The following is an 18,518-nucleotide window of genomic DNA, read 5'->3' on the forward strand; positions in this document are numbered from 1 at the left end:
TACTTAAGCTTTGCAGGCTGTGATGTGTATTTCATATTGAAACTGCGACAGTCATTTTAGCCCATAAAAAAACCGCATTACCATTTAAATGGTCAATGCGGTTTTTTTGTTACTGTTTTTACAGTAAATTAATCAGCAGTGCGCGTTTCAGCGGTAGTGATTGGCTGTTGAACTTCTTTGTCTGCAACTAAAGTGCTGTTAACATCAACCTGAACATTACTTTGCATTTCTGACATGCTTTGTTGAAGCTCTGCGTTTATTGAAGCTTGAAGGTCGCTGATATCAATGCCTTCTTCATTTGCGCTAGCTGTAAAAGCAAAACAAGAAAGTAAAGCTACTGTAGCTAATGATTTTAAATTGAACATAAAGGTCGCCTCCGGGCTGACTTAACACTGGCGGACACACCCTTACACTGCGTAGAAGTTGTCCAACTCATCATAAATCTGATGGTCATAATTTAACCGAACACAGTGTTCTTTACAAACGACAAAATGTAACGCTATTCATTAGAAAAACTAATTAAAAAACGAGAGATGGATCACTATGTCGCGAAGATTGCCACCTTTGAACGCGGTAAAAGCATTTGAAGCAGCAGCAAGGCACTTGAGCTTTACCCGTGCCGCTGAAGAGTTGTTTGTTACTCAGGCTGCTGTTAGTCATCAAATTAAAGCATTAGAAGATTTTCTAGGCCTAAAGCTGTTTCGCCGCAAAAATCGTTCGCTTTTATTGACCGAAGAAGGTCAAAGTTATTTCCTCGATATTAAAGATATTTTTATCCAATTAGGTGAATCAACCGACCGATTATTAGCCCGAAGCGCCATTGGTTCGTTAACGGTAAGTATGTCACCAAGTTTTGCAATTCAATGGCTTGTGCCGCGTTTGGCTAAGTTTAGTGAGCAAAATCCCGATATTGATGTACGCATTAAAGCTGTTGACAGCGAAACGGGCTCATTGACTGATGATGTAGATGTGGCCATCTATTATGGCCAAGGTAATTGGCCTGGCTTAAGAGCGGATAAATTGCGTAATGAAGTGCTCATTCCGGTGTGTTCACCGCTGTTACTTAATGGACCTAAACCATTAGAGAAACCCAGCGACTTAAAAAATCATACCTTACTACACGATTCTAGCCGTCATGATTGGCAGGCATGGTTTAGGCAATGTGGAATTAGTGAAATTAATGTTAATTCTGGCCCCATCTTTAGTCATTCATCGTTAGTACTGCAAGCTGCCGCTCATGGCCAAGGTATTGCGCTGGGTTACAGCGTACTCGCAAGGCCGGATATAAAAGCAGGCCGCTTGGTGTGTCCGTTCTCAGAGGTGCTAGTCAGCAAAGATGCTTATTACTTAGTGTGTCAGCAAAATCATTCTGAATTAGGTAAAGTCGCTGCCTTTAGAGAGTGGATGGTAGATATGTTTGCTGAAGAGTCTCGCAGTGAATTACTGTCAGGCTAGGGCTAACTTACCCAAGCTTAACCACATAGCGTAGTAATTAATGCTGTTGTCACTAACAATCGAAGAAACTAATGATATGACCCCCCTAGGGCCAGCTGAAACAAACGATAGTTTAGAAATTGAATCAATCTTACAGGGCGACCCCAGTAAAACATTAGTGGTATTAGCCCATGGCGCTGGGGCTAATATGCACCATGAGTTTATGGTCGATATCGCCAATGGCTTGGTTGCTAAAGGTTATCAAGTATTGCGCTTTAACTTCTTATATATGCAAGCCAATATGCAAGATGGCAAAAGAAGGCCGCCAGATAGAGCGCCTAAACTGTTAATGCATTTTACTAGGCTACTTAATTCCATTGAACAAACCATTGAAGACAATGATCTTGTGGTCGAAAACATTGTGTTAATGGGGAAATCAATGGGTGGCAGAATGGCGGCGACATTGTTAACCGATGACGAACTTATCATTAATGATGAGCAGGTTGAGATCTCTGCTTCAGTTAACGCCTTAATTAAAGGCTGCATTTGCTTAGGTTATCCCTTTGTTCCATTAAAAGGCGGAGAGCCGAGACTTGAGCCGTTAAATAATGGCTTAAAACCATTAATGGTGGTGCAAGGTGAGCGGGATAAATTTGGCGGTATAAGCGAAATACCCCAGTGGGATATAAATAAACAAGTCAAAGTCAGCTGGATAACCGATGGCGATCATAGTTTTAAGCCACGTAAGTCGTCAGGAACCACATTAGAGGCTAATCTGAAGCACTGCTTAACCATATGTGATCAGTTTATTACTGATATTGTGGATTAATTTTCTATAAAGCGAGATATCAATGAGACAAGGTTTATTACTGTTAGCGGCAATCAGTGGTTTTTTAGCGGTTGCTTTAGGGGCTTTTGGTGCCCATGGGTTAAAAAGTATTGCCCCGCCTGAGTTGGTTGCGATTTTTAAACTCGGTGTCGATTATCACTTTTATCACACCTTTGCCATTATTGCCGTAGCGTTAAGTGGTCACTGGATAAGTTCAAAACTGCTGGATTGGGCAGGTTATTTATTCTTCGTGGGTATTTTATTATTTTCAGGTTCATTGTATTTATATGCCTTTACTGGCGCCAAATGGATTGGGCCAATTACCCCTATGGGCGGCGGTTGTATGCTGATTGGCTGGACATTGTTTGCCATTGGGATAGCAAAACATACTAAGCAGAAATAACTTAGCGTCACCTTTGGCAAATATTTCAAAGCAGCAGCTTGTTTATCAAATCTGCTGCTTTGTTGCTTTTATCGGTTTGCCTTTTCTATTTAACACAGCGGCATAATTTTTGAGTATAATGCCCCCATTATTTTGTCCTTCGACCATACTGTGAAGCAGTTATGGTTATAGAAGCTTAAGGCTTATCATGAAAAACCTCTTTATATTTTGCCGCGCAGGCTATGAGAAAGATTGTGCTGCAGAAATTCAACAGCGTGCAGCTGAATTAAATATTGGTGGCTTTGTTAAAACCAATACCAATGATGCTTATGTGATTTACCAATGTTTTGAAGAAAACGGCGGTGAGCAACTGGCAAAGCAAATTGAGTTAAATTCATTAGTGTTTGCAAGACAAATGTTTGCTGCTGGTGAGTTGATAAAAGATTTGCCTGAAAAAGACAGAGTATCACCGATTGTGGCTGCTTTAAGTGAAGTGTCAAAAGCGGGAGAATTACGAGTTGAAACTCCAGATACCAATGAAGCTAAAGAACTGTCAGGTTTTTGCCGCAAATTTACTGTGCCTTTACGCCAAGGCCTGAAAAAGTCTGGCGCATTATTAGCTCAAGAAAATGACCGCAGACCTATCATTCATGTGTGCTTTGTAGCGCCGGGTACGGCTTATGTCGGCTATTCATTATCAAACAATAGCTCACCTTATTTTATGGGCATTCCCCGTCTTAAAATGGCTGCCGATGCTCCGAGTCGTTCAAGCTTGAAATTAGATGAGGCTTTTGGGCAATTCTTGACAAAGGAAGAGCAAGAAGACCGCTGCCGCTCAGGGCTTCATTCTGTGGATTTAGGCGCTTGTCCTGGTGGCTGGACTTATCAGCTAGTACGTCGTGGCATGTTTGTCGCCGCAGTTGATAATGGTCCTATGGATCAGAAGTTAATGGACACTGGACAGGTTAAACATTATCGCGCCGATGGTTTTCGTTTCGAACCACCAAGAAAAAACATTTATTGGTTAGTGTGTGACATGGTAGAAAAACCGTCACGTGTTGCTGAGCTCGTTGAAGCTTGGGCGATTAATGGCTGGTTTAAAGAAGCCATTTTTAACCTTAAATTACCAATGAAAAGTCGTTATAAAGAAGTCAGACAGATTTTAGATACTATGGCTGAAATTTTAAAAGAAAACGACATCACAGATTTTAAATTACAGTGTAAGCACCTTTATCATGATCGTGATGAAGTGACAGTTCACTTATGGGTTAAACCTAATACTGCTTGGGCGTTTAACTAAGCTATTTAGCTGGAAATTTAAACAAGCATTAAAAAGCCCTTAGTGAATATCACTAAGGGCTTTTTTATTATCCTTTAATTAAAACTAGAGTTATTAGCGCTGCAATAACTCAGCTAAAAGGGTAATAAAGCTTATCCTAAACGATCAACAACAGCTTGAGTGAAGTCAGTTGTACCATGAGTACCACCAAGATCGCGGGTTGTGCGGTCGCCTTCTTCAATCACAGCAGATACTGCAGAGCGGATCATTTCCGCTTTGTCAGCCATGCCTAAATACTCCAGCATTTGTATAGAGGCTAGAATCACGGATGTAGGATTTGCAAGATTTTTGCCTGCAATATCAGGTGCGCTACCATGAACCGCTTCGAAAATTGCCGCATCTTTACCGATGTTTGCGCCAGGCGCCATACCTAAGCCGCCAACAAGACCTGCACATAAGTCAGATAGAATGTCACCGAATAAGTTAGTTGTTACCAATACATCAAAGTTTTCTGGATTCATGACCAACTTCATACACGTTGCATCCACAATCATTTCTTCTGTTTCGATATCTGGGTAACGCTGGCTCACTTCACGCGCCACTTTCAAGAATAAACCTGAAGTTGACTTCATGATGTTGGCTTTATGAACGATAGTCACTTTTTTACGGTTTTCTTTACGTGCTAGCTCATAAGCAAAAGTGGTAATTTGCTCTGCACCTTGACGAGTAATGATACTGGTCGCTTCAGCAGTAGCGCCATCGTCAGATACTTTTTGGCCTAAGCCTGAATACATACCTTCAGTGTTTTCACGTACTGTGATGATATCAATGTTGTCATAACGTGCTTGAGTACCTTTAAAAGAAAGTACAGGGCGCACGTTAGCATATAAGCTGAATTTTTTACGTAGGCTTACATTGATAGAGGTAAAACCTTCACCGACAGGTGTGGTTAATGGCCCTTTAAGGGTAATACGGTTTTTTTCGATAAGGTCTAAGGTACGCTGAGGTACTAATTCACCTTGCTTTTCTAATGCGGCTAAACCGGCGTCTGCAAACTCATATTCAAAGTCGCAACCAGCCTTGTCGAGAATTTTTAAAGCCGAATCGATAATGCTTGGTCCAATCCCATCACCTGGGATTACGGTTATAGTACGTTTTGGCATGGATAGTCCTTCCACTTAGTGGTTACTGCATTTTCTTGTTATTGTTTACAACACCTTAACAAGACTACTTACTCACGGTTTTGTTGCGGCGCATTTTAACGAATTTAGATTTTTTTTTACAGTTTTTAGTGAGTTTAATCACATATTTTTTTAAATAATTAAGCTAATCCTCAGGTGATTGCTTTAAGATATTCACAACCATGTAATTGAAAGGCTTATTTCGCGTCATAAATTAGCTTTAGTTGTTAATAAAAGGTTGGTTGTAAAGTTATTTCGCGTGCATAGCATAAGCTGGTGACAGATTTTAAATAGACGACTTTGGTCTACTAACTACAGTCTACTAGCTTTGGGCCTACTAACAATCTAAGGGGCTGCAAAATAACTTGGCACAGTTTAGTCTGAAAGGTCATTAATTAAATTGCGGTGATATTTTCAACAATGCTTTATTAAATTTCAATTATGTTTTCAGTTAATGAATTTAGCTGAACTGTATTTCATTCCATAACAACAATAACGAGGAAGATTTGAAGTTACGTAACCTTATTCCATTGACTCTGTTAGCAGTGTCAATGTCAGCCATATCAGCTGACAACATTAAGCCGTTATTGCTCGATGATATTATGCGCTTTGAGACCTTACAGACTCCCGTTATCTCTGAAAATGGCACAGTGTTAGCGGTTGAGGCTATGCCAGATCGCGGTAATAGCCGCGCTTTAGTCAATCAAGTGGCTACACAAAAGCAGTATCAAATTGATGGTGGCTCTGATGTTAAAGTCAGCGCAAATGGTGATTATGTGATTGCCACTATTGCGCCGAGCTTATTAGAAAAAGAAACCCTCAAAAAGTCTGAGCTTAGTGCAGGGCTTAGCTTACTGAATACCAAAACAGGTAACCAGCAACAGTTTAAGCGGGTTAAACAAGCTGAGTTTAGTACCAAAGGTGATTATTTAGCGGTTTGGTTTGATATTGATGACACCAAAGAAGATGGCAAAGAGGACGCTGAAGAAACGAGCATTAATGGCGCAGATAAAGGCAGTGGTTTTAAGCTCATTCAACTCGCCACCAATACTTTTCAGGAGTTTGACCATGTTACTCAATTTAACTTTGACCGCTCAGGTAACCAATTTGTGGTTGCCATTAATGATATTGCTGCCAAGCAGCATGTGATTAAAAAGGTCGATTTAATCACTAATACTCTAACGCAAGTTTATAAGTCAGACGGTTATCAAGTGGCAGAGCTGAGTTTATCTGATGATGGCAACTGGCTTGGCTTTACCCAAGGGGATGCAAGTGTAGAGCGTGATGAGCGAGAGTATCAACTGAAGCTTTTGGCTCTAGAGTCTCTTAAGCTCAAACAGGTGCCAACAGATGATGACTGGACTTTGAATCAGCATTCAAAAATTTTCTTTTCTGAAGATAGCTTAAGGCTATTTATTGGCCGCGTACCGCAAGTAGATAAAGCCCTGACACTGGCATCAATAGAGTCTGAAGCCGATTTATTTGACCAACAAATTGTTACCGGACTTCGTGATTTAAAAGTGTGGCATGGTGACGACCCAAAAATAAAACCTCATGAAGTAAAACAATATGCCAAAGAGTTAAAGCGCACTTATCTTGCTGTGATGCACGTTAATGCTAACCGTATAGTGCAACTGGCGGATAAAGCCGTACCGGATGTGCACTATGGTGAACAAAAGCGTTATTTATTAGCTACCTCAGATGTGCCTTATCAAAAAATGATCACCTGGGCAGGTTTTTATCAAGATGTCTATCTAGTGGATTTAAATACTGGCCGTAAGCTGCAAATTTTAACTCAACATGCCTCAAGTGAAATGCCAAGCTTGTCTCCTAATGGGCGTTTTGTGGCGTATTATCAACAAGGCGGACTGTTTTTGTATGATATTGCTAATGCCAGAAAACACAGTTTAACCAAAGATATCGCTATTAGCTTTGCAAATGAAGACCATGATTATCCCAGTAATGCGCCAAGTTATGGCTTAGGGCCTTGGCTAGCCGATGATTCAGGCATTATTGGCTATGACAAATATGATGTGTGGCAATTTAGCAGCTCATCGTTTGACGGCTTTATGTTGTCTGCGGGTGAAGGACGTAAAAATCGTCAGCAGTTTAGATTGGCAGGGTTATATGCAACGTCAGATATGCCTGCTGTCATTGAGCAGCAGCAAGCGCTGCTATTGCACGGTTATAATGAACACACCAAAGCTGACAGTTTTTATCGCGCCACTGTTGGCGTCCCAGGAGTGACGTTGCAACTTGAAACCGAGGCAAAATTGACGGTACTTGCCCGCAGTAAAAATAGCGACACTATGGTGTTTTCTAAGCAGCGTTATGATCTTTACCCTGATTTATACACCTCAAGTGTGAATACGCCTAATGAAGCCAGCCAACAAACTGACTTAGATAGTCAGCGAGATGATTTTAATTGGGGCGCTGCAGAATTGGTGCGTTGGCGTGATGGTGATGGCCGCCCAGCTGATGGCGTACTGATTAAGCCCACGAATTATCAAGCCGGTAAACAGTATCCGGTTATGGTGTATTTCTATCGCTTTATGAGCGATCGTTTGCATTCATTCCCGCATATGGCAATTAATCATCGACCAAACTTTGCTTGGTATGCAGATAATGGCTATGCCATTTTCTTACCTGACATTCGTTTTGAAGTAGGTTACCCGGGGATCTCGTCAGTAAAGGCATTAACTGCTGGCGTTCAAAAAATCATTGATATGGGCGTTGCCGACCCAGATGCCATTGGTATTCAAGGCCATTCATGGGGCGGTTATCAAACCGCTTTCGCTGTGACCCAAACCAATATCTTTAAAGCAGCGGTTACCGGTGCGCCCGTGTCGAACATGACTAGTGCTTATAGCGGCATTCGTCATGGCTCTGGCCTTGCTCGTCAATTTCAGTATGAAACAGGTCAAAGCCGAATTGCTGAAAGTTTGTTTAAGTCGCCGCAAAAGTACATTGAAAACTCACCGGTGTTTTATGCTGAACGCATTCAAACTCCAATGATGATTATGTTTGGTGATAAAGATGATGCGGTGCCGTGGGAGCAAGGCGTGGAGCTATATCTTGCCATGCGCAGAACCGGTAAAGATGTGGTGTTTTTACAATATGAAGATGAACCACATCATTTGAAAAAGTACCCTAATAAACTAGATTACACCATTCGAATGAAGCAGTATTTTGACCATTATTTAAAAGGCGTTGCAGCGCCTAAGTGGTTAAAAGAAGGTGAGGCGTATCGAGAATACAACCAAGATTAACGATTAAAATTCAATCTAATATTGAACTAAAAATGCCACTGATAGCGATATACAGTGGCATTTTTTATGGGTTCAGCTGAGCGGTTACTGTTCTGAAGTTATTGCTGTTTCTATGCCTTGCTCTGCGGGAATTGGACTGGTTTGTATCGCGTTAAGATCGGTTTCAGTTTGAGGTGCGATAACGATAATCGGTATTTGCAGAAATTGCTCATAGGTTTCTTGCCCCCAAGCAATCAGCTCACCATCTTTAAATAACAGCGGCGTGCATTCATCTTTAGTGGTTTGACCGTCGGAGGTGACATGGTGAGTGCGGTAAAACATAATTTGAAAGCTGCCATCAGATGATGCTTTGGCCTCTGAAAAATCGGCTCGGCCCATTAGTTGCCTAATGCTATCAATAGTTTGGCCAATTATAATTTCGCTAAGCATTTTATGGTTAAACTCTTGGCGTTCTTGCCAGCTGCGATCTTCTGGCCGAGTCTCGTAGACAAATATAACGAAAATAACAAAAGTGACATATGCAATAAAGATGGTTGCGATTAAATATGACACTTTAGATTTCATCAGGCGATTCCTTGCTTCATTAATGGTTAGCTAACTACTCTAAACTGCTTGAGGTTAATGTTTAGCGGCATATGGCATTGCAGTTGCGCCAATTTATAACTGATTCTTGCCATCTCTTTGCCCTCTGATAATTTTAGCGCTTGTTTCGCACCAAGATTATCCAGTGACTGGTATAAGTTTGCCAAGCTTCTAAACTTGTTTAATAAATCCGCTGCTGATTTTGGCCCAATACCGGCAATACCAGGAACTTTATTCCCCGCGTCTCCCGCAAGCGCGATAAAGTCTAAAATTTGATTTTGCTGCACGGCGAGCTTTTTCTCTAAGGCTTTTATATCAAAATATTGCTGCTTGAAATGATCCCAAATAACAATATTGCTATGCATCAGTTGCCCAAACCCTTTGTCGGTTGACACTATGATGGCCTGACCGTTATTTTCAGCAATTTTAGTGGCCAAGGTGGCAATCACATCATCGGCCTCTGAAACGGCATCATGGGATTGAACATGTTCAATGGCCAGAGCTGTTTTGATATCTTCAAGGCCAGCCTTTAAAGCGACAGGCATAGGCTTACGGCCTTTTTTATAATCAGGGTAGAGCTGTTTACGCCACGATTCTTCATCACCGTCCCACACCATAATGGCATGAGTTGGTTGGTGATGTTTAAGTAATTTTTTACATGCTGACAGTGTGCGCTCTTTAACACTGACGATATCCGTTTCATCTGGCAATACCGCATGAATACGCCTAACAAGATTAAGGCCATCGATAATGAGTAATTTATTCATGGTTTTCTTTTCGTTTGCAGTAAGGTCGCTCACATTGAGCCACTGTATGATTTAATTATAAATTAACCGTCCTTGAGCTTAAACCTTACGGCTTGTTTTTAACAGTGGAATCAATGGCTATTTAAGCGCTACTTGATTAAAAAGCAAGATGTAGACGGCAAAGTAAAGCAATATAACATGTGCTATTTTTTATTATTGATGCGATAGCAAGGAGTATATTCGCTGCCTGGCAGTTTCATTCTTTGTTGCGTTACGAACGCAGCAAGCAGTTTATCCATCATGGTCATCAGCCGCTCATCACCACTTATCTCAAATGGACCTAAGTCTTCAATAAGTTTAATGGTCTCACTTTTGACATTACCGGCAACAATGCCTGAAAACGCCCGCCGTAAACTGGCCGCTAACTCAGCTTTGTTCGGATGAAAAAACAGGTGCAGGTTTTTCATGACCTCGTGATTTGGCTCAAAAGGCAGTTGAAATTCAGGTTCTATTTTCAGCGCCCACTGGTATTGGTAAGCATCACCAAGTTGTTTACGCATGGCTTTTACATCGCTCATGCCTTGTTTCATCAGCTGCGCTACCTTTACAGGATCATCAATAATGATTTGGTATTTATCTCGGGCCTGCTGACCAAGGGTAGCGCCGATAAAGTCATCTATTTCAGTGAAGTAGTCCGCACTTTGTTTAGGGCCGGTTAAAATCAGTGGAAAGGGCAGCTGGGCATTGGCGGGATTAAGCAAAATACCCAAAATATAAAGCAGCTCTTCAGCGGTGCCAGCGCCGCCGGGAAAGATAACAATACCATGGCCTAAACGGACAAAGGCCTCTAAGCGTTTTTCGATATCTGGCATTATCACCAGCTCATTAACGATTTGGTTTGGTGGTTCAGCTGCAATAATACTGGGCTCGGTTAAGCCAATATAGCGGGCATCTTTAATGCGCTGTTTGGCATGACCAATGGCGGCGCCTTTCATTGGGCCTTCCATTGCGCCTGGACCACAACCGGTGCAAATATCTAACGCTCTTAACCCCAACTCATAGCCTACTTCACGGGTGTATTGATACTCTATGGGGTTAATGCTGTGTCCGCCCCAACACACTATGACATTAGGATCGATCATCGGTGAAATGACTCTGGCATTACGCAAGATATCAAATACCACATTGGTAATGTGGCTGGCATTGGTGAGATTGATGTGCTTTAGATTGTCATATTTATTGTCGATATAGACGATATCGCGAAGCACAGCAAAAAGATGTTCTTGGATCCCTGCAATGATTTCACCATCAACGAAGGCTTGTGTTGGCGGGTTGATGAGCTCTAGTAATAAGCCGCGTTCACGTTGCAGCACATTGATATGAAAATTGGCGTAGCGCTTGAATAAAGCGTCAGAATTATCACTTTTTAAACCGGAGGCAAGCACTGCCAGTGAGCAGTTTCGCAGTAGTTGGTATAACTCATTTTTAGCACTTTGCTTGAGGCGATCAACCTCCATTTGCGAAAGTTGATCTAAGCTGCCTCTAGGGCTGATCTTTATTATCATATGCAACTCCTTGGTAGAGTTGCAGTAGATACTAGATATCGATTACAACTCTATCTCGACCATTATTTTTGGCTTTATAAAGTGCAGCATCAGCACGTTCAAAGGTTTCTTCGATACGTTCGTTTTCCATGACCTGAGCTGCACCTATGGATAATGTCACAGTAATTCTCTGATTTTTAAACTTAAATGGAATATTCTTAATTTTATCTTTGACCCGATTTAACAATAGACCAATATGCTCTTCATTGACATCTGGTAGCAATAAAACAAATTCTTCGCCGCCATAACGGGCAACAAACTCACTTTCTCTAAGGGAGTTTTTTAGCGCCATGGAAATGACTTGCAGGGTTTTATCACCGGTACTATGACCAAAACTGTCATTGACTGTCTTAAAGTAATCAATATCAGTTACCGCCACCCATAATGGACTATTAAAGCGTTTATGGTTTCTATACTCTTGCTCCATTCTATCTTCTAATGCAGCACGATTTGGCAGTTGGGTTAATGGGTCTAATAGGTTGAGTTTTTGATGCTCAAACAGTTTTTCTTTGTAGCTGTTGGCTTCTTTAGTAATAGAGCTTAGCTCTTTTTTCATCGACTCAACGGATTTACGTAGCAGTGATTGCTCACGAGTTTCAAGGGCTTCTTTACGGTTTAATGCATCTCGTAATGAAGCAAGTTGGACGGTCAGCTCAGTTTTTAGCGCGATGATATCATCGACGTCATCGACAATACCGTCAGCATTATCAACCCGCAGGTTAATTTCTTTATTAAGCTGAGTTTTAATTTGTTGTGAACGCTCGTTATTGTTTGCAGTATTATTGACCACATCACGAACTATGCTAATCGCATCATTTAAGGTATACAGAAAATCCTGAGAGGCGGTTTTTTCTCGGGCAATGTTATTCAGTAAAAAGCTCAGTATTGTTTGATATGACTCAAGTAAAGTATTGAGCTTAATATCACCCATAAGCACTTCTTTCATGACCAGAATTTGATCACGTTGCTCTTTTCTGAATTCTATCTCAGATATTTTTTGGGCTAACTCTTTTGCTAAAATTAAGTGTTGAGGCAAAATGACATGGTCATCAGCATTGGCAAACTTTTGCTGAAGAATTTGCTCGTAAAAGCCGATAACTTGTTCCACCTTAGGAATATATTCCCAAATGGTATGGATCGGCTTATTAAGATCTTTTTTAAAGTAATTAATTTCTTTTTTGATTTCATCAGGGGCAGAATCAACCCGCTGAATCTGGCTGATCACCCGGGACAGGCTGTTGCGACTCTCTTCAAGGCTAGTCATTGTTTGGCTATATTGTGCCTTTAATAACCGCTCAATACCCACCAATTCAGGCAAGGCTTCATCTATTTGCTCAAAACCCTGTAAATGATGTCTCAGTTTGGCAAGGCGATTATCTAATTCAAGATTTTGGCCCTTGCACGCTAAGCTTAAGTGTCCTAAAAATTGAATTAAGGTGCGTAATTTTTCACTACGATCATCATGAATTTCTTCGATAGCTAATTTAGCGGCGTTGAGCTTTTGTTTTAATAATGAAACTTGTGACACCGCTGCTGAAGAGTCTTGCATGCTGTAAGCCTTCTTTGAGAAAAATAAATTTGTTATTAGTCCAATTAACTATATTGGATAACAATACCACTAATTACTTGTTTACACACAATTTTTGTTTGCTTTTTTGATATATATCATTGACTTGTGTGTTATTTGAGCGTAAATCACGTGAGTTGTTAACTCAACCGGTTGGCCACTTAATATCGGCAGCTTGACGATTTGTTTCAGCCCTAATTATGCCTCTTTGCAGTGCATGGGTTAAATTTAAATACAAGGGTTTAAAAAATATCGCCGCAGGGGCAAAATTTAAGCTGCGAATACTGACATAGGTTTGATCCTCATTGAGGCTTTTTGCCGCCGCGAGGGCATATTGCACCGTTTCATATTGTAATTGTGCCGTTAATCTTACATCCGGATTGGCCAGTAATGGCAAGTTAACGTGGCCCATAATGGCGTGTAATGGCTGCTCACTAATATCTGAAAAATTAGGTATATTGCTTTTATTGGCAATGGTGATTGCAGCTAGCTGTGCTTGTAAGTTGGTTAATGTTTGCTGGGCTGATAACTCGTCTGAGAAACATAAGCCAAATTCACCCGGCTTGATGATGAACACTTCACAATGTAAATCCAGTTCTAATTGTTTACTAAGGGATACTGTAATCGCCTTATATTCAGATAAACCCAGATCAATATCAATATCAGCCAGGGCGCGTATATTCACTAAAGCCAGCGTTTTGGGTGAACGGGCACTTGAAAGTAAATTAATTAAGGCCTGGTAACCATTCAGTTGTGTCAGTGGTTCTTGTACGGATAACTGTCGTAAGGTTTGGCAGGTTTGTTTGGCACGATTTAATTTTTTTAGGCTGACAAACCATAAAAAGGCAAAGATAAATATCACCGCAAACAGGATTATAATAGCCTTTTGCTGGTCCTTGTTATCACCCATGTAGTGAGTGAGTTTTTGCTGTAAATTTCTAATTTCTAATTTGAATTTTTCTTCGTTTAAGCTTGAATGAACCATGTCATTGACTGGTGACTCTTGTTCACTTTGGCTAATGGCAACCATTTTATCCATTACCTCAAGGGTAGAGGAAATGTCATCCACTTTACGATAAGCAACGGAAAGGTATTCTAAGGCTTCTTTTTGGGCATCAATCAGTTGTTTTGATTCTGCTATCTCTAGCGCTGCCTCAGCATGTGTAATGGTTTGCTGCCATTGCTGCTGTTTTGAGCTTACCTGAGCAAACAATAACTCGTTATACACTAAGTAGTGTAATACCTTTCTGGCTTTAAAAATTTCATTGGCCATGGTCAAGTAATTGAGGGATGACTGATAATCATCTAAATAAAAGTAGGCTTCGCCGATATTATGAAAGTTAAGGGCTTGACCAATGAGATGACCATTTTGTTGATCAATTTGTTGGGCATTAAGGTAGTAATCAATAGCTTTATTCCATTGTTTTTGCATGCCATAAACCATGGCTATGACTGTCAGGGCCTTTGATTGGAAGGCTTGTTGTCCTAGCTGCTGAAAACTAATGGCGGCATTGTTGGCATTTTTTAGGGCTTCATCCCATTGGCCTAGATCTCGATATAATCGTGATAACTGAAATTGAGTGTGTGCATGTAGCACTGGGGTGTCTAATCGACTGGTAATACGAAATGCTTCGTTATAGTGCTGTAATGCCTTCGCCAGTTGCTGCTTATTAACATAGAACTTACCTAAAGCGGTTTCAGCTTGGGCAATGAAATAATCCACCCGCATTTGGTAGGCAAGGTCACGATACTGTTTGTAGTGATACATGGCTTGGGTATCTTGTTTTAGCAAGCTATTCATGATGCTTAAATAACCTTGTAACACAAATTTAAAGGTCATGGCTTCGCTGTCGTTGAGTGAGGCTATTTTGTTTAATGCCTCTTTGAACAGAATGATACTTTGCTGATATTGCTGATCCTCTCTTCCTCTTATTCTTCCTTCTAAGAGTAAAATTTTTGCTTCATCTAGCGGGCTAATAGCGATTGATTCAAGTTGCCTGGTTAATAAGCGGGCATGACTGACTTCATTAGGGGCTGTGATGGTTGATTGTAAATATAATCTTGCTAGGGTCGCTAAATCTCTTTGTAATTGCTTAGGTTGGTATTTTAACTCTTCAGCCAGTTGTTCAAATTGCTGGCGGTTGTTAAATGATAATGGGAAGTTGGTTTTTTTCTGCAGTTGCTCAAACAACTGAACTGGGCGTTCATTAAACTCAATTTCAGCTTCGATAAAGGTATCCGCAACAACAGGAAAGGCCGACAGTAATATTAAGCTGAGTAAACCACTGATGAGTTTTCGCATGAAGAATGAGCAACCTTATTATAATTTTTGTAAGCTTTTATTGTTACTAGGTGAGTGAACTCACTGTACTTGTTATACTGCGCGCCTTAAGGGAAGAAATTTAATTACAAGTCCTTAAAAACATAACAAGAATAATAACAGAAGGAATCGAGAGTGAAAGCCAAAAAATTGACTATTTTATCTGCCAGCTTACTTTTTAGCGCCAGCAGCCTTGCCCAAGTTAGTTACCAAATCGATTTGACTCAGCCACAGCACCATTTAGCCCAAGTGAATGTTAGTTTCCCTACATCTTCAGCTGAGAATTTAACGGTCAATTTACCCGTTTGGCGTACGGGAAAATATGCAGTGCTGCCGTTAGCTGATGGGGTTCGCTCATTTACAGCAACAGATGAACAGGGCCAAGCGTTACCATGGCAGCGTACTGAGACGGGGGAATGGCAAGTGAATTTGTCAAAACCGACTGCAGTTAATGTCAGCTATCAGTTGTATGCCAATGATTTAGGTACTCGAGTGCGTCATATTGATAGCTCACATGCTTATATCGATGCCAGTGGGGTGTTTATGTATAGCCCAGAGTTTCGTGATGACAATGTGTTGGTTTCAATGAATGTGCCCCAAGGCTGGAACAGTTATTCAGGTATGGCACAGGGCAGCAAAGCCCATTCATTTATTGCTGATAACTATGATGTGTTAATTGACTCGCCAATTGAAACCGGTGAAAACGCCCATTATCGCTTTACAGCTGACGGTCGTGAATATGAACTGGTTTTTTGGGGTGAAGGTAATTACGATGCTCAGCAAATCGTTACAGATTTAACCAAAATCAGCAGCCAAGCTGAGGTGATTTGGGATGACTACCCGTTTGAGCGTTATGTGTATATGGTGCATGCCACCAGTGGCGCACGAGGCGCCACTGAGCATTTAAATTCAACCATTATTCAATTGCCACGCTTTAACTTTAGAGAACGTAAAGATTACCTGCGCTTTATCAGCACAGCATCTCACGAGTTTATCCATACTTGGAATGTCAAAGCTTATCGCCCACAGGGCCTAGTGCCTTATGATTACCAAAATGCCAGCATGACAGAGTTATTATGGATGGCTGAAGGCTCAACCAGTTATTTTCAAAATCAGTTATTATTGCGAGCCGATGTCATTACCCCGAAAGAGTTTTTTGCCGATTTAGCCAAACGGATAAATAACAACCTGCATAAACCGGGTCGTGAAATACAATCGGTTGCGCAAGCCAGTTTAAATGAGTGGACCAATACTGGCGGTGATTATGCCATTAACCATGGGGTCAATATCTATTCTGAAGGCTACTTGGCGTCGTTGTCACTGGATTTTAATTTATTGAAAGACACCCAGTTAGCGCATTCGTATCGTGATGTTCATCGTCAATTATACCGTGACCATAAACTGCCTAAAGGCTATAGCGTTGATGATGTAAAAGGTATTTTAAAGACGCTGGCAGGTAAAGATTATCAGCCTTGGTGGCAGCAGCATATTACCCAGCCATTCAGCTTAGATTTTGATACCTTACTGGCACAAGCGGGTTTAGCGATATCCTATGGCAAAGAGCCAAAGTCGACTGTTTACAGCGGTATGACGTTATCGGGTCAGCATGATGATTTAACACTATCCCATGTCAGCCGTAACAGCCCTGCATGGTTGGCGGGTATTGTTGCTGGCGATGAAGTGGTAGCCATTAACGGTTTAAAAGTCACTGCCGCGGGCTTTAAAAAGCGCTTAGAAGATTTCAGCCCGCAAGACACCATTAACGTAAGCCTGTTTAATAACGACACCTTAAAGCAGCTTGAGTTAACCTTAGATGAGCAACCTAAAGGTGAGCTAGCCATAATCGGTGTTGATTCACCAACGGCTGCACAAAAGGCCTTTCTTAAAGCTTGGTTAGGCATTGACTGGCCATTTGATGAGCAAGGTGAGTTTGCTAAATAAGCTAGTAAATTAATAGTTTTAATCAATTTTTTGATTAAAAGCATAGAAAGTTGCTACAAAAAAGCCCAATAGAAATAAATTCTGTTGGGCTTTTAAATTTGATTAAACCACTAAAGTGAAGTTACAAATTTAGATATTTTCTTCAATAGGCCCTAATGCCTGTTTCATCGCATTAATAAATGCGACTAGCTCGCCGCCCATTAATGCAAAATCGGCATCCAGTTTCGCCAAGGGATCTTCTGTGCCCACATCATCGGTAGCAGCTCTAAATTCTTCAGAGAACTTAAGGCGCTTAACGCTGGCATCAGACTGTAATAAAAACGCAATCGACTTAGCAAAATGCAATGACAGTTTATGTACTTGTTTGCCGGTCGCTAAATGGGCTAATACTTCATCTTCTTGCAGTACTTGCTGCTTAAAGCGCACAATGCCGCCTTCATCTGAATCAGACTTAAGCTCAGCTTCATCTTGCATTTCAAAAGGTTGTGGTGATGCGCCGTTTCTTAACCATTCGGTTAACGTGGTTTCAACTGGCGTAGTAAAGTGCAGCGGCACAACCGGTAGGCTGCCTAAGGCTTTGCGTAATAAAGCTAATAATTCTTCAGCTTTAGTGGCGCTTGAGCTGTCCACTAAAATCATTTCTAACTCAGGCATGATTAACGCATGGGTTTGACTACGACGAGAAAAAGCACGAGGCAATAGCGTCATGGTTATTTCTTCTTTCATCGCATCTTTTTCTTTCTTGGTCACTTTGCGGCTTTCTTGATCTTCTATTAACGCTACTTTTTCATCAAGCGCTTCTTTGATCACTTGGCCAGGCAGGATCTTTTCTTCTTTAGTGACACAAATTAAATGACGGTTTTCAGCGCTGTGAACTAACGCTTGGCCTTTTTTGCCCAATGCATTTGAAAAGCCAAACTTACTGATGTCTTGGCTTGAGCATGGCGAAAAGGTGAAGTCAGCTAATGCTGTTTCAAGTGCCTCTGTATCGGTACTGAAAGGCTTATTAAAACGATATAGGGTGAGATTTTTAAACCACATGAAAGACACTCTTCGAAAATTAAAAATGCAGTTTACGGTATCGTGGCGCTGGGGTAAACCATCATTCCCAATCTGCATGATTGTCGCTATGGCAGAATTCATCAAATTGTCATAAATCACTTTTAATTGATATTTTCTTTATTTTTCAGCGTGTTGATTATCTTGTTTTGTAATTGAATTAGTTTGTTCTAAATAAAAGTCCTGTTTTGAAATATTTCTGCAACAAAAGGTGTGCAATATTCGCCTCGTTCCCAAGCTATTAGGTAGCAGGTTTCTGCTCGTTCCAACTGATTAGCTGCACAGAAAAAGGTGTAAAACACCAACTATTAAGTCTAAAGGATGA

General features: G+C 41.0%; 14 protein-coding genes. 6 read left to right on the plus strand and 8 right to left on the minus strand.

What is annotated here, in order from left to right:
* Nucleotides 1–128: 128 nt before the first annotated feature.
* Nucleotides 129–365, minus strand: a complete 237-nt coding sequence (locus tag AB4160_RS16785; RefSeq protein WP_102475388.1) for a hypothetical protein — start codon at nt 363–365, stop codon at nt 129–131.
* A 178-nt stretch (nt 366–543) separates the two neighbouring features.
* Between AB4160_RS16785 and AB4160_RS16790 the strand changes: the two genes are divergently transcribed.
* From AB4160_RS16790 to rlmM, 4 genes are all read left to right on the plus strand, one after another.
* The gene (locus tag AB4160_RS16790; RefSeq protein WP_076540323.1) at nt 544–1,455 is read left to right on the plus strand and encodes a transcriptional regulator GcvA; all 912 of its coding nucleotides are present in this window, start codon (nt 544–546) and stop codon (nt 1,453–1,455) included.
* Nucleotides 1,456–1,531: 76 nt separating this feature from the next.
* Nucleotides 1,532–2,263 carry an alpha/beta family hydrolase gene (locus AB4160_RS16795; protein ID WP_372005610.1) on the plus strand — a complete coding sequence of 244 codons (732 nt, stop codon included), beginning with the start codon at nt 1,532–1,534 and terminating at the stop codon, nt 2,261–2,263.
* Nucleotides 2,264–2,285: 22 nt separating this feature from the next.
* Nucleotides 2,286–2,666 carry a DUF423 domain-containing protein gene (locus tag AB4160_RS16800; RefSeq protein WP_102439527.1) on the plus strand — a complete coding sequence of 127 codons (381 nt, stop codon included), beginning with the start codon at nt 2,286–2,288 and terminating at the stop codon, nt 2,664–2,666.
* 187 nt (nt 2,667–2,853) lie between these two features.
* On the plus strand, nt 2,854–3,945 hold the full coding sequence (gene rlmM / locus AB4160_RS16805) for a 23S rRNA (cytidine(2498)-2'-O)-methyltransferase RlmM (RefSeq protein ID WP_102439528.1): 1,092 nt from the start codon (nt 2,854–2,856) through the stop codon (nt 3,943–3,945).
* 131 nt (nt 3,946–4,076) lie between these two features.
* On the opposite strand, the gene AB4160_RS16810 is transcribed toward rlmM, so the two are convergent.
* Nucleotides 4,077–5,087, minus strand: a complete 1,011-nt coding sequence (locus AB4160_RS16810; protein WP_102439529.1) for an isocitrate dehydrogenase — start codon at nt 5,085–5,087, stop codon at nt 4,077–4,079.
* A gap of 620 nt (nt 5,088–5,707) precedes the next feature.
* On the opposite strand from AB4160_RS16810, the gene AB4160_RS16815 reads away from it, so the two are divergent.
* Complete coding sequence (locus AB4160_RS16815) at nt 5,708–8,374, plus strand: prolyl oligopeptidase family serine peptidase (RefSeq protein WP_408019740.1); 2,667 nt, start codon at nt 5,708–5,710, stop codon at nt 8,372–8,374.
* 84 nt (nt 8,375–8,458) lie between these two features.
* On the opposite strand, the gene AB4160_RS16820 is transcribed toward AB4160_RS16815, so the two are convergent.
* The 5 genes from AB4160_RS16820 to AB4160_RS16840 all read right to left on the minus strand — a co-directional run bounded on the left by AB4160_RS16820 (nt 8,459) and on the right by AB4160_RS16840 (nt 15,175).
* A complete protein-coding gene (locus AB4160_RS16820) occupies nt 8,459–8,938 on the minus strand; it encodes a DUF3192 domain-containing protein (RefSeq protein ID WP_372005592.1) in 480 nt (159 codons plus the stop codon).
* Nucleotides 8,939–8,964: 26 nt separating this feature from the next.
* Nucleotides 8,965–9,723 (minus strand): flap endonuclease Xni, encoded by a 759-nt coding sequence (gene xni / locus AB4160_RS16825; RefSeq protein ID WP_372005594.1) that lies wholly within the window; start codon nt 9,721–9,723, stop codon nt 8,965–8,967.
* 182 nt (nt 9,724–9,905) lie between these two features.
* Nucleotides 9,906–11,267, minus strand: coding sequence for a nucleotide 5'-monophosphate nucleosidase PpnN (ppnN, locus tag AB4160_RS16830; RefSeq protein ID WP_102439533.1), 1,362 nt, complete (start codon nt 11,265–11,267; stop codon nt 9,906–9,908).
* A 31-nt stretch (nt 11,268–11,298) separates the two neighbouring features.
* Nucleotides 11,299–12,855 (minus strand): GGDEF domain-containing protein, encoded by a 1,557-nt coding sequence (locus AB4160_RS16835; RefSeq protein ID WP_102439534.1) that lies wholly within the window; start codon nt 12,853–12,855, stop codon nt 11,299–11,301.
* A 163-nt stretch (nt 12,856–13,018) separates the two neighbouring features.
* A complete protein-coding gene (locus AB4160_RS16840; RefSeq protein WP_102439535.1) occupies nt 13,019–15,175 on the minus strand; it encodes a tetratricopeptide repeat protein in 2,157 nt (718 codons plus the stop codon).
* A 153-nt stretch (nt 15,176–15,328) separates the two neighbouring features.
* Here AB4160_RS16840 and AB4160_RS16845 point away from each other — a divergent pair, with 153 nt between their 5' ends.
* Entirely contained in the window at nt 15,329–17,134 is a 1,806-nt protein-coding gene (locus AB4160_RS16845; protein ID WP_102439536.1) for a M61 family metallopeptidase, read from the plus strand.
* A 129-nt stretch (nt 17,135–17,263) separates the two neighbouring features.
* Here the strand turns inward: AB4160_RS16845 and rdgC are convergent, their stop codons facing one another.
* Complete coding sequence (rdgC, locus tag AB4160_RS16850; RefSeq protein ID WP_102439550.1) at nt 17,264–18,175, minus strand: recombination-associated protein RdgC; 912 nt, start codon at nt 18,173–18,175, stop codon at nt 17,264–17,266.
* Nucleotides 18,176–18,518: the final 343 nt, after the last annotated feature.

The organism is Shewanella sp. 10N.286.51.B8 (assembly GCF_041469325.1).
GTDB lineage: Bacteria > Pseudomonadota > Gammaproteobacteria > Enterobacterales > Shewanellaceae > Shewanella.

What these genes read in the sequence shown, in the direction of transcription:
- AB4160_RS16785 (WP_102475388.1), bottom strand. Translation starts at nt 365, where the DNA reads ATGTTCAATTTAAAATCATTAGCTACAGTAGCTTTACTTTCTTGTTTT.
- AB4160_RS16790 (WP_076540323.1), top strand. Translation starts at nt 544, where the DNA reads ATGTCGCGAAGATTGCCACCTTTGAACGCGGTAAAAGCATTTGAAGCA.
- AB4160_RS16795 (WP_372005610.1), top strand. Translation starts at nt 1,532, where the DNA reads ATGACCCCCCTAGGGCCAGCTGAAACAAACGATAGTTTAGAAATTGAA.
- AB4160_RS16800 (WP_102439527.1), top strand. Translation starts at nt 2,286, where the DNA reads ATGAGACAAGGTTTATTACTGTTAGCGGCAATCAGTGGTTTTTTAGCG.
- rlmM (WP_102439528.1), top strand. Translation starts at nt 2,854, where the DNA reads ATGAAAAACCTCTTTATATTTTGCCGCGCAGGCTATGAGAAAGATTGT.
- AB4160_RS16810 (WP_102439529.1), bottom strand. Translation starts at nt 5,087, where the DNA reads ATGCCAAAACGTACTATAACCGTAATCCCAGGTGATGGGATTGGACCA.
- AB4160_RS16815 (WP_408019740.1), top strand. Translation starts at nt 5,708, where the DNA reads ATGCGCTTTGAGACCTTACAGACTCCCGTTATCTCTGAAAATGGCACA.
- AB4160_RS16820 (WP_372005592.1), bottom strand. Translation starts at nt 8,938, where the DNA reads ATGAAATCTAAAGTGTCATATTTAATCGCAACCATCTTTATTGCATAT.
- xni (WP_372005594.1), bottom strand. Translation starts at nt 9,723, where the DNA reads ATGAATAAATTACTCATTATCGATGGCCTTAATCTTGTTAGGCGTATT.
- ppnN (WP_102439533.1), bottom strand. Translation starts at nt 11,267, where the DNA reads ATGATAATAAAGATCAGCCCTAGAGGCAGCTTAGATCAACTTTCGCAA.
- AB4160_RS16835 (WP_102439534.1), bottom strand. Translation starts at nt 12,855, where the DNA reads ATGCAAGACTCTTCAGCAGCGGTGTCACAAGTTTCATTATTAAAACAA.
- AB4160_RS16840 (WP_102439535.1), bottom strand. Translation starts at nt 15,175, where the DNA reads ATGCGAAAACTCATCAGTGGTTTACTCAGCTTAATATTACTGTCGGCC.
- rdgC (WP_102439550.1), bottom strand. Translation starts at nt 18,175, where the DNA reads ATGTGGTTTAAAAATCTCACCCTATATCGTTTTAATAAGCCTTTCAGT.